The following is a 9753-nucleotide window of genomic DNA, read 5'->3' as shown; positions in this document are numbered from 1 at the left end:
ACATAGTCGCTTTCTACAATCCGGTGCGGTTGCACTCCACGCTGGGCTATCTGTCGCCCGCCGCTTACGAGGCGAAACCGACAGCAAAAGAACCTATCTGCCTGTCCGAAATTAGTTGACCACTACAGCCAACGTCGGGCGGAGCCGCGCATATCGACAAGTTCCTGGAGCGCCGCATCGTTAACGGGTTTCGGCTGCCAGGCATTGTGCGTGCGCGCGTGGCGAAACAGTTGGTCGAGCGCCTGATCGGAGAAAGTCATGGTAATGGTCCCGTGAGGGGAAAAATCGAAAAGCGCATTGACGCCACAGCAACCACGCCGTCAAAAGCCCAATAAGGACATCAATAAAAGCGCCAATCAACGCGTCATTGAACCGCAATGAAACCGCAATGAAACCGCAATGAAACCGCAATGAAACCGCAATGAAACCGCAATGAAACCGCAAGCCGCAGAGGTGAGCGGCTTACCGTATGCCCCATACTAGCCAACGTTCCACCGCGCACACCTCGCACTTGCGTCAGACAATCTTATGACAGATCTTTTCGATGACCTCCCGGCGCCCGACGTCGACTGGTATCCCGAATGGCTGGCGCCCGCCACGGCGGAACAGTTCCTGGCTCAACTCATCGACGAAGTCGAGTGGCGGCAGGACACGATCGGCACGCCCGGCGGCCGCGTCGCGCTGCCGCGGCTGACCGCCTGGCAGGGCGATCCGGAGGCGGTGTATGTCTATTCCGGGATCCGCAACTTACCGCAACCGTGGACGCCCGCCGTCGCCAAGTTGAAAGCCGCCGCCGAAGCGACCTGCGACGCTCGGTTCAACAGCGTGTTGCTCAACCGCTACCGCAGCGGCACTGACAGTATGGGATGGCATGCCGACCGCGAGCCCGAACTGGGCTCGCACCCGGTCATTGCATCGGTCAGTCTCGGCGCGGCGCGCAGTTTCGACCTTCGGCATAACAGGACCGGCGTCGTGCAGTCGTTTTCGCTGAAGGGCGGCAGCCTGCTCGTGATGAAGGGCAAGACGCAGGCTGAGTGGCGGCATCGGGTACCGAAGGAGCCGCGCGTCACTGGCGAACGCATCAACCTGACGTTTAGATGGGTCACGCCGCGCGCCGCGACACGCTGATTTCGTGCGGGGATGCAGCCAGCGGTCGCAACGAGCAGGGTAAACGCATAGAAACCAAGGGCCGTCACCGCGCGCATCACGAGCCACAATACCGGCCTTCGTGCTCGTAGAACCCATCACACCGCCACCAATCCCGAGTCCTATACCAAAATTGATATTGCGGATGCGAATCATATGATTGGACTGTTAACGCCCCGCGCACTACGCTACATCACGATCCACACACCGTAAGGCCGCAATGGCCGGCGGATTCGATGGGTCGCCTACACAACAACGATCAGGAGACAGTCATGGCGAATACACGACGCGCTGCATGTCGTGCGTTGGGCGCGCTTGCGCTGTGCGCGGGTTTCGGTACGCTGACGCTGGCAACGCACGGTGCCTACGCGCAAGACAAACAGATCACGCTGGGCTTCGCGCAGGTCGGAGCCGAAAGCGCATGGCGAACCGCCAACACGGAGTCGGTGAAATCCGCGGCGACCGAGGCCAAAATCAAGCTCAAGTTCTCGGACGCGCAGCAAAAGCAGGAAAACCAGATAAAGGCGATCCGCTCCTACATCGCGCAAAAGGTCGACGTGATCGCCTTCTCGCCGGTCGTTGAGTCAGGCTGGGAGCCGGTGCTGCGTGAGGCCAAGGCCGCGAAGATTCCGGTGATCCTCACGGATCGCAACATCGACGTCAAGGACACCTCGCTCTACGTAACAATGATCGGCTCCGACTTCCTCGAAGAAGGACGGCGCGGTGGGAAATGGCTCGCAGATCACTACAAAAGCGCGCAAGGTCCGATCAACATCGCTGAACTGCAGGGAACGGTCGGCTCAGCGCCTGCCAATGACCGGCACTCGGGCCTGATCGAAGTGATCAAGAGCGATCCGAAGTTCAAGATCATTGCGTCGCAAAGCGGCGACTTCACATTGGCCGGCGGCAAGCAGGTCATGGAAGCGTTTATAAAGAGTTACGGAAATAAAATAAATGTAGTTTATGCGCATAACGACGACATGGCACTCGGCGCAATCCAGGCAATGGAAGAGGCCGGCATGCATCCGGGCAGGGACGTCATCGTGGTTTCGTTCGACGCCACCAAGGGCGGCTTCCAGGCCATGGCCGCGGGCAAGATGAATGTCGATGTCGAATGCAGCCCGTTGCTCGGACCGCAACTGATGTCGGCAGTGAAGGACGTCGTGGCCGGCAAGCCTTTGCCGAAGCGCATTCTGACGGAGGAAACGGTCTTCCCGATGAGCGTTGCGGCAGAAACGTTGCCGACGCGAAAGTACTAGACGAAGATACTTAGGCTTCCTTGCTATTCAGCACTGCATGCCGCGCTAAAGACGCAACAGCAAGGCAAACAGCAGCGCAAGCAAGCCCATTAACAACACAGATCGCAAAGGTTTCTCCAGCGGTGCCTGACCGTCCGATTGCTTGGGCAGCGGACGGTCTCTTTTCACCAGATGCTGGAGCTTGCCGCACCGACGCAAGAAGACACCAACGCACCGCCGATCGAGCGAGGTCTATGACGCATCCCGCTTCCGAACCGAATCCGCCGGCCATGAGCACGACCGCGTCCGTTGCAGCCACCGCTGCCGGCAACGGCGACGCGAATGCACGCGAGCCGATTCTCGCCACTACCGGCGTCAGCAAGACATTCCCCGGCGTGAAGGCGCTGCAAGGCGTCGATTTCCGCCTATTCCCCGGCGAAGTTCACACGCTGATGGGGCAGAACGGCGCCGGCAAATCAACATTGATCAACGTACTCACCGGCGTGGTCGCGCCTGACGCCGGCACAATCCGTCTCGTGGGCGAGGTGGTGGCGTTCGCGTCGCCACAGGAAGCCGAAGCCGCTGGAGTGCGTACGCTTTACCAGGAAGTGAACCTGTGCCCGAACCTGTCGGTCGCGGAGAATATCTTCGCGGGCAGGCAGCCAAGGCGCTTTGGCGCGATTGACTGGCCCGACATCAAACGCCGCGCTCAAGCCGCGCTGGCACGCCTCGATATCACACTCGACGTCACGCGATCGCTCGACGCATACCCTATTGCAGTGCAACAGATGGTGGCGATCGCAAGAGCGCTTTCCGTCGACGCACGGGTGCTGATACTCGACGAGCCCACCTCGAGCCTCGACGACAGCGAAGTCGCGCAGCTCTTCAAAATACTTCGGCATCTTAAGCAATCTGGCATTGCGATTTTGTTCGTCACGCACTTTATCGAGCAGACGTATGCCATTTCGGACCGCATCACGGTCATGCGCAATGGCGAGCGTGAAGGCGAATACCTTGCGCGTGATCTGTCCGCCGACCAGCTCGTCTCGAAGATGGTCGGTCACGAGCGCATGAGCGCGCGCTTGCGCGAAGCCGCTCACGAAGCATCCGATCCCGAGGAGCTCTCGCAAAGCGAACGCGCAGCGTCGGTGTTTATCGAACTACGCGGCGTCGGCCGGCGGGGCACGTTGCAGCCGATCGATCTCGACGTGCAGCGCGGTCAGATACTCGGGCTCGCCGGCCTGTTGGGCTCAGGCCGCACGGAAACCGCGCGGCTGCTGTTCGGTGCCGATCGCGCCGATAGCGGCACCATGCTCGTGGATGGCAAGGCTGTGCGGCTGCGATCGCCGCACGATGCGGTGCGCCACGGCATTGCCTATTGCGCAGAAGACCGCAAGAAGGAGGGCATTGTCGCGGACCTGTCGATTCGCGAGAACATCCTGCTGGCCTTGCAGGCGAGGCGCGGATGGTGGCGCAAGATCAGCCGCCAACGCGCGCGTGAACTGGCCGATCTATGGATCGAACGGCTCGGCATCAAGGCCTCGGACGCCGAACAGCCTATCGGACTTCTGTCCGGCGGTAATCAGCAGAAAGCGCTGCTGGCGCGCTGGCTCGCCACCGATCCAAAGCTATTGATTCTCGACGAACCCACGCGCGGCATCGATGTCGCCGCCAAGTTCGACATCATGGACCGTCTGCTCGCGTTGTGCGGGAACGGTCTGAGCATTCTGTTCATTTCGTCGGAGATCAGCGAGGTGCTGCGCGTCAGTCATCGTGTGGCGGTGTTACGCGACCGTCGCAAGATTGCCGAGGTCGCGGGCAAGGCGTCGAACGAAGACAATATCTATCGACTCATCGCAGGGAGCGGCGAATGAAGTTATCGAACTGGCTCGCGCGCGACGGCGTCGAGCGTCCGTTGATCTGGCCGTGCATGACGTTGGCGTTGTTGTGCGCGCTGAACCTTTGGGTGAATCCACATTTTCTGTCGCTGCGCATACTCGACGGCCATCTGTTCGGCGCGCCGATTGACGTGCTGAATCGCGCCGCGCCGCTGGTTCTCGTCGCGACCGGCATGACGCTCGTCATCGCGACGCGCGGCATCGACATTTCGGTCGGCGCCGTGGTCGCAATCGCCGGTGCAGCAGCGGCGACGATTCTTGCGACGCAGCCCGTGCCGACCGGCGGCCTCGTCGCTCAAGCGTTGCTGGCGGCGTTGATCGTGGGCGTGCTGAGCGGCATGTGGAACGGCTTGCTTGTGTCCTTTGTCGGCATGCAGCCGATCATCGCCACTTTGATCCTCATGGTCGCGGGCCGCGGCATCGCGCAACTGCTGACGGCGGGGCAAATCATTCCAATCGGTGCGCCCGGCTATCTGTTCGTCGGCGGCGGATATTGGCTCGGTGTGCCGTGTTCGGTGTGGATCGCGACGCTTGCCGTGCTGGCCACTGCCGCGCTCATCGAAGGCACCGCGCTTGGTCTCTTCATTCGCGCGATTGGCGTCAATCCAGTCGCGACCCGCCTCGTCGGCTTGCGCTCCAAAGCGCTCGTTTTCGCGGTGTACGGATTCTCGGGATTGACCGCGGCGATGGCCGGCATTCTCATCAGTTCGAACGTGCGCAGCGCCGACGGCAACAACGCCGGCCTGCTGCTCGAACTCGACGCGATTCTCGCCGTGACGCTCGGTGGCACATCGCTGCTCGGCGGCCGCTTCAGTCTCGCAGGCACGGTGCTCGGCGCGCTGATCATTCAGACGCTGACCTACACGACGTATTCGATCGGCGTACCGCCGGAAGCGACGCTCGTCGTGAAGGCAGCGGTGGTGCTCGCCGTAAGCGTGATCCAGTCGCCGGCCGCGCGTGCGCTCGCGATATCGTTCGGCATGCAGATCGTTAAGCAACGCGGGGTGGCGCGATGAGACGACTTTTCGAAGCGTGGGCTCATGTCGTCGATCCGCGCACGCTGCCCATCGCGGTCACGATCCTGCTGTTCTGCGCGCTGTTCGGTTTCGGCTCGGTGATGTACACCGGCTTTTTCTCGTGGCAAGTGCTGCTCGATCTGCTGGTCGACAACGCCTTCCTGCTGATCGTCGCGATCGGCATGACGTTCGTGATCGTGTCCGGCGGAATCGATCTGTCGGTCGGTTCCGTGGTCGCGCTCACCACCATCGTCGAGGCGGTGCTTTCTGAACACCTGCATTTTTCAGTGTGGGTCATCGTGCCGATCGTTCTGCTGATGGGCACAGTATTCGGCGCTGTGCAGGGCGCGCTCATTCACTTTTTCCGCTTGCAACCGTTTATCGTGACACTGGCCGGCATGTTCTTCGCGCGCGGCTTGTGCTTCCTGATCACCACGCAGTCCATCACGATCACCGATCCGACCTTCCAGGCCATCTCGGCATTCCGGCTGGACATCGGCGTCGGTTCGGTTACCGCGAACGTGCTGATCGCATTCGTCGCCTTGCTGGGCGCAATTTACGTCGCGCACTTCACGCGTTTTGGCCGCAACGTGTATGCGGTTGGCGGCAATGCACGTTCGGCGTTGCTGATGGGTTTGCCGGTCGCGCACACGCGCATTGGCGTCTATGCACTGAGCGGCTTCTGCTCGGCGCTTGGCGGCGCGGTCTTCACGTTCTACGTGCTGTCGGGCTACGGCTTGCAAGGGCAGGGCATGGAACTCGACGCCATCGCCGCGACCGTGATCGGCGGAACCTTGTTGACGGGCGGCGTAGGCTATGTCGTCGGCTCGCTGTTCGGCGTCGGCATTCTCGGCACCATCCAGACGTTGATTACTTTCGACGGCACGCTCAGTTCGTGGTGGACCCGCATTGTGATCGGCGCGTTGCTGTGTGCTTTCTGCCTGCTGCAACGGCTGATCGAGCGGCATGCGAAATCGGCACGGCGCCCTGGCGGTACCGGCGCGGTCGTGACATCGGGACGCGAGCGCGGGCATGCAGAGCCTTCGACCGCATCGGACTCGCATGTGATAGGGCGTGCGCCCGAACAGGCTTAAGCGAGCAGCGGCCTGAGCGTGCAGCGGCCTGAGCGTGTGGCCCGGCGCGCGCGTCCAGCCCGTGCAGCCCGGCCCACGTGGGCTTACTCGCTCAGCGCGCGTCCCCTGGTTTCGGGCAGCGTGAGCGCCGCGAGAATCACGATGCCGTACGCCGCCGCGGCGAACGCGCCGATTGCGTGGCCGAGCGTCATCGTTTGCGACACGTAGCCGATCAGGAACGGGAACGTCGCGCCGATGGCTCGTCCGAAGTTGTAGCAGAACCCTTGGCCGGAACCGCGAATGCGCGTCGGAAACAGTTCGGTCAAAAACGCGCCCATGCCCGAGAAAATGCCTGACGCGCAGAAGCCGAGCGGGAAGCCGAGCATCAGCATCGACAGGTTATCGAGCGGAAGCTGCGTGTAGATCGACGCAATCGCGCATGAGGCCAGCGCAAACGCGATGAACGCGCGCTTGCGTCCGATGCGGTCGCTGACATACGCGCCCGTCAGATAGCCGCAATACGATCCCACGATCACCACGCAAAGATAGCTGCCTGTGCCGATCACGCTCAAGTGCCGCTCCGTCTTCAGATACGTTGGCAGCCACGTGGTCACCGCGTAGTAGCCGCCTTGCACGCCCGTCGCAAGAACGGATGCGCGCAACGTCGTCCATACGATGTCGCCGCGGAAAATGTCGAGCAGCGAAGGACGCGCCTCGCCCGCATCCTGCGCTTCCTTCTGCCGCCGATGCACCTCGGGTTCTTCGACGAAGCGGCGAATCCAGATCACGAACGGCGCCGGCGCAATGCCGATGGCGAACAGCACGCGCCACGCGTAATCGGCGGGAACGAGCGAGAACACGGCCATGAAGAGCAGCGTCGACACGCCCCAGCCGATCGCCCATCCGGCCTGTACGAGGCCCACCGCCTTGCCGCGATCGCGCGCGCGAATCACTTCGCCGATCAGCACCGCGCCCGCCGTCCATTCGCCGCCGAAGCCCAAACCCATCAGCCCGCGCGCCCACAGCAGTTGCGAAAAATTCTGCGCCAGTGCACACGCGAGCGTAAAAATCGCGAACCAGAGAATCGTAATCTGCAAGGTCTTCACGCGGCCGACGCGATCGGACAGCACGCCCGCCGCCCAGCCACCGACCGCCGAACTCAGCAGCGTGACGGTGCCGATCAGCCCCGCATCGCCGCGCGTGATGCCCCATGTCGCGATCAGCGTCGGAATCACGAAGCTCAGGAATTGCGTGTCCATTGCATCGAGCACGTAGCCGATCTTGCAACTCCAGAACGCGCGCTTCTCGGCGGCGGAGATTTGCCGATACCACGCGAATGGGCCTTTGCTTGCGTCGGACGTGTCGGACGGGTCATAGCGTTCGGCGTCTGTGGGCAACTGCGCTTCGGTTTCCATGCTTGAACTCCGGTCGTCGTGATGGGCCGCGTCTTGCCGCGCGGCTCGTGGATGAAATTGCGCCGCGGCTAGATGACTGCGAGCGTAGTGTTGGGAATGTCGGTGACGAGCATGTGTCCCGGCTTGTGCGCGATTGCGAACGGCAAGCGCGCGCTTTCAATCGCGGCTTGCGGTGTGACGCCGCAAGCCCAGAACACCGGCAGCTCGTCGCGGCGCACTTCGACCGCATCGCCGAAATCCGGCCGCGCGAGATCGCGAATGCCGATTAACGACGGATCGCCGATATGCACCGGCGCGCCATGCACCGCGGGGAAGCGGCTCGTGATCTGAATCGCGCGGATCGCGTCGGCGGCTTTCATCGGCCGCATAGAAACGACGCGGTTGCCGCCGAATACGCCGGCGGGCACATTGCGTTCATGCGTGCGGTACATCGGCACATTGACCTGCTGTTCGATATGGCGCAGGCCGATGCCTTCGCGCCGCAGCATTTCCTCGAATGAAAACGAGCAGCCGATTGCGAACACCACGAGATCGTCGCGCCAGAGTTCGTTGAGGTTGCGGACTTCCTCGGCGCGTTCGCCTTGGCGGTACACGTAAAACGCAGGGACGTCGCTGCGAATGTCGAGATCGGCGCCAAGCGACGGCACGCGCCAGTCGCCCGGTTCGCCAATGCCAAGCAACGGGCACGCCTTCGGATTGAGCGTGCAAAAACGCAGGAAATCGCCCGCGTATTGCTGCGGAAGGACGGCCAGATTGGCTTGCGCATAGTCGCCGCAGTAACCCGCGGTGGGACCGGACAAGCGGCCGCTGCGTATCTGCTGACGAAACTCGGATGGCGTATAGGACATGAACTGCTCGACTCCGTTGACGATACTGGACCTGACGATGCGTTCCAGATTAGTAACGTCAAAAATATCCATCCAGCGAGTTTTTCTTGCCCTTCGTTAAATTAAACTTAACGGCGGCGCGAGCCGTTTACCGGCGATGATCGTGCATCTTCAACTGCTGCTGCGAGACCTCATGTAATGAATACGCGCTTCGTCGAAACATTTCTGACGCTCGCCCGGCTCGGCAGTTTTCGCGCGACCGCGGCGGCGATGCACGCAACGCCCGCCGCGATTTCGCTGCGCATCAAGACGCTCGAGTCGGAGCTTGGCGTCGAATTGATCGAGCGCGATGCGCCCGACTTCAAGCTAACGGCACACGGCGAGCGCCTGCTCACGCATGCCCGGTCGGTGGTGCAGGCCACGCGCTCACTGCAACTGGCCGCGCAGGACGACACGCAGTTGGCCACGAGGCTGCGGCTTGGTGTGATCGAAACGGTCGTGCATAGCTGGTTGCCGGACTACATTCGCATGCTGAACGTGGAGTACCACCGCATCGTCGTGGACCTCACCGTCGATTCAAGCGCGGTGCTCGGACCGCGGCTGCGCGCGGGCGAACTCGATCTCGTGATTCAGGTGGAAGAAGCGGGGGACCAGGAGGCGTCGATTGTTTCAGCGCTGCTCGCGAGTTATCCGGTGCGCTGGATCGCGCGCAGCGATCTGATTCCCGCGAGTCGCGCGAAGCATGTTGGCATGCTGTTGAGCAAGCCGGTGCTCACGTTCGGCCGCGGCACCGCGCCGCAAATCGCCGTTGAGGCTATCGTGCAAACGCTGGCAAGGCGCGCTGGCGTACCGCTCGCCGATGCGCAAGTGACGTGCATGCCGTCGGTGGCGGTGATCGTCAAGCTGTTGCGCGACGGCTATGGGATTGCAGCCGTGCCCGCGTTGTTCGTCGAGCCGTATCTGGAGAGTGGGGAGTTGGGCCAGTTGCAGGTGCGTCCGCTGCCGCCAGCCATCAACGTGGCGATGTATTACCGCGATGACGCGGACGTCGGCGTGCTCGCGGCCGCACGCGTCGCGCGCAATGCTTGCGATCAATATGCCAAAGCAATGGGACGGCAGTTGATCGAGAAGCGTTAGATG

Annotated in this window: 8 protein-coding genes and 1 pseudogene; 6 read left to right on the top strand and 3 right to left on the bottom strand. The window is 62.1% G+C overall.

All coding sequences use genetic code 11. From position 1 onward, the window contains the following. Positions 1-149: 149 nt before the first annotated feature. A pseudogene (locus C0Z16_RS18780) lies at positions 150-260 on the bottom strand (malonic semialdehyde reductase); the annotation flags it as partial. Positions 261-528: 268 nt separating this feature from the next. Between C0Z16_RS18780 and C0Z16_RS18775 the strand changes: the two are divergent. The 5 genes from C0Z16_RS18775 to yjfF all read left to right on the top strand — a co-directional run bounded on the left by C0Z16_RS18775 (position 529) and on the right by yjfF (position 6392). Further along, positions 529-1128 (top strand): alpha-ketoglutarate-dependent dioxygenase AlkB family protein, encoded by a 600-nt coding sequence (locus tag C0Z16_RS18775; RefSeq protein WP_102633608.1) that lies wholly within the window; start codon positions 529-531, stop codon positions 1126-1128. 290 nt (positions 1129-1418) lie between these two features. Then, positions 1419-2405: an ABC transporter substrate-binding protein gene (locus C0Z16_RS18770; RefSeq protein ID WP_102633607.1), complete on the top strand. Its 987-nt coding sequence runs from the start codon at positions 1419-1421 to the stop codon at positions 2403-2405. A gap of 233 nt (positions 2406-2638) precedes the next feature. Continuing rightward, positions 2639-4258, top strand: coding sequence for a sugar ABC transporter ATP-binding protein (locus C0Z16_RS18765; protein ID WP_102633606.1), 1620 nt, complete (start codon positions 2639-2641; stop codon positions 4256-4258). Then, positions 4255-5298 carry an ABC transporter permease gene (locus tag C0Z16_RS18760; protein WP_102633605.1) on the top strand — a complete coding sequence of 348 codons (1044 nt, stop codon included), beginning with the start codon at positions 4255-4257 and terminating at the stop codon, positions 5296-5298. Before C0Z16_RS18765 ends, C0Z16_RS18760 begins: the two co-directional genes overlap by 4 nt. After that, a complete protein-coding gene (yjfF, locus tag C0Z16_RS18755; RefSeq protein ID WP_102633604.1) occupies positions 5295-6392 on the top strand; it encodes a galactofuranose ABC transporter, permease protein YjfF in 1098 nt (365 codons plus the stop codon). The genes C0Z16_RS18760 and yjfF overlap by 4 nt, the downstream gene beginning before the upstream one ends. A gap of 83 nt (positions 6393-6475) precedes the next feature. Here the strand turns inward: yjfF and C0Z16_RS18750 are convergent, their stop codons facing one another. Continuing rightward, complete coding sequence (locus C0Z16_RS18750) at positions 6476-7786, bottom strand: MFS transporter (RefSeq protein ID WP_102633603.1); 1311 nt, start codon at positions 7784-7786, stop codon at positions 6476-6478. A 68-nt stretch (positions 7787-7854) separates the two neighbouring features. Further along, on the bottom strand, positions 7855-8634 hold the full coding sequence (locus C0Z16_RS18745) for a putative hydro-lyase (protein WP_102633631.1): 780 nt from the start codon (positions 8632-8634) through the stop codon (positions 7855-7857). A 177-nt stretch (positions 8635-8811) separates the two neighbouring features. On the opposite strand from C0Z16_RS18745, the gene C0Z16_RS18740 reads away from it, so the two are divergent. Next, a complete protein-coding gene (locus tag C0Z16_RS18740) occupies positions 8812-9750 on the top strand; it encodes a LysR family transcriptional regulator (protein ID WP_102633602.1) in 939 nt (312 codons plus the stop codon). Positions 9751-9753 lie beyond the last annotated feature (3 nt).

Source organism: Paraburkholderia rhynchosiae (assembly GCF_002879865.1).
Taxonomy (GTDB): Bacteria; Pseudomonadota; Gammaproteobacteria; order Burkholderiales; family Burkholderiaceae; genus Paraburkholderia; species Paraburkholderia rhynchosiae.
Note: the sequence above shows the minus strand (reverse complement) of the source record. Positions and strands in the feature narration are given on the sequence as shown.

Excerpts from the sequence above, each read along its gene's own strand:
- C0Z16_RS18745 (WP_102633631.1), bottom strand. The coding sequence starts at position 8,634 with ATGTCCTATACGCCATCCGAGTTTCGTCAGCAGATACGCAGCGGCCGC.
- C0Z16_RS18765 (WP_102633606.1), top strand. The coding sequence starts at position 2,639 with ATGACGCATCCCGCTTCCGAACCGAATCCGCCGGCCATGAGCACGACC.
- C0Z16_RS18760 (WP_102633605.1), top strand. The coding sequence starts at position 4,255 with ATGAAGTTATCGAACTGGCTCGCGCGCGACGGCGTCGAGCGTCCGTTG.
- C0Z16_RS18775 (WP_102633608.1), top strand. The coding sequence starts at position 529 with ATGACAGATCTTTTCGATGACCTCCCGGCGCCCGACGTCGACTGGTAT.
- yjfF (WP_102633604.1), top strand. The coding sequence starts at position 5,295 with ATGAGACGACTTTTCGAAGCGTGGGCTCATGTCGTCGATCCGCGCACG.
- C0Z16_RS18750 (WP_102633603.1), bottom strand. The coding sequence starts at position 7,786 with ATGGAAACCGAAGCGCAGTTGCCCACAGACGCCGAACGCTATGACCCG.
- C0Z16_RS18740 (WP_102633602.1), top strand. The coding sequence starts at position 8,812 with ATGAATACGCGCTTCGTCGAAACATTTCTGACGCTCGCCCGGCTCGGC.
- C0Z16_RS18770 (WP_102633607.1), top strand. The coding sequence starts at position 1,419 with ATGGCGAATACACGACGCGCTGCATGTCGTGCGTTGGGCGCGCTTGCG.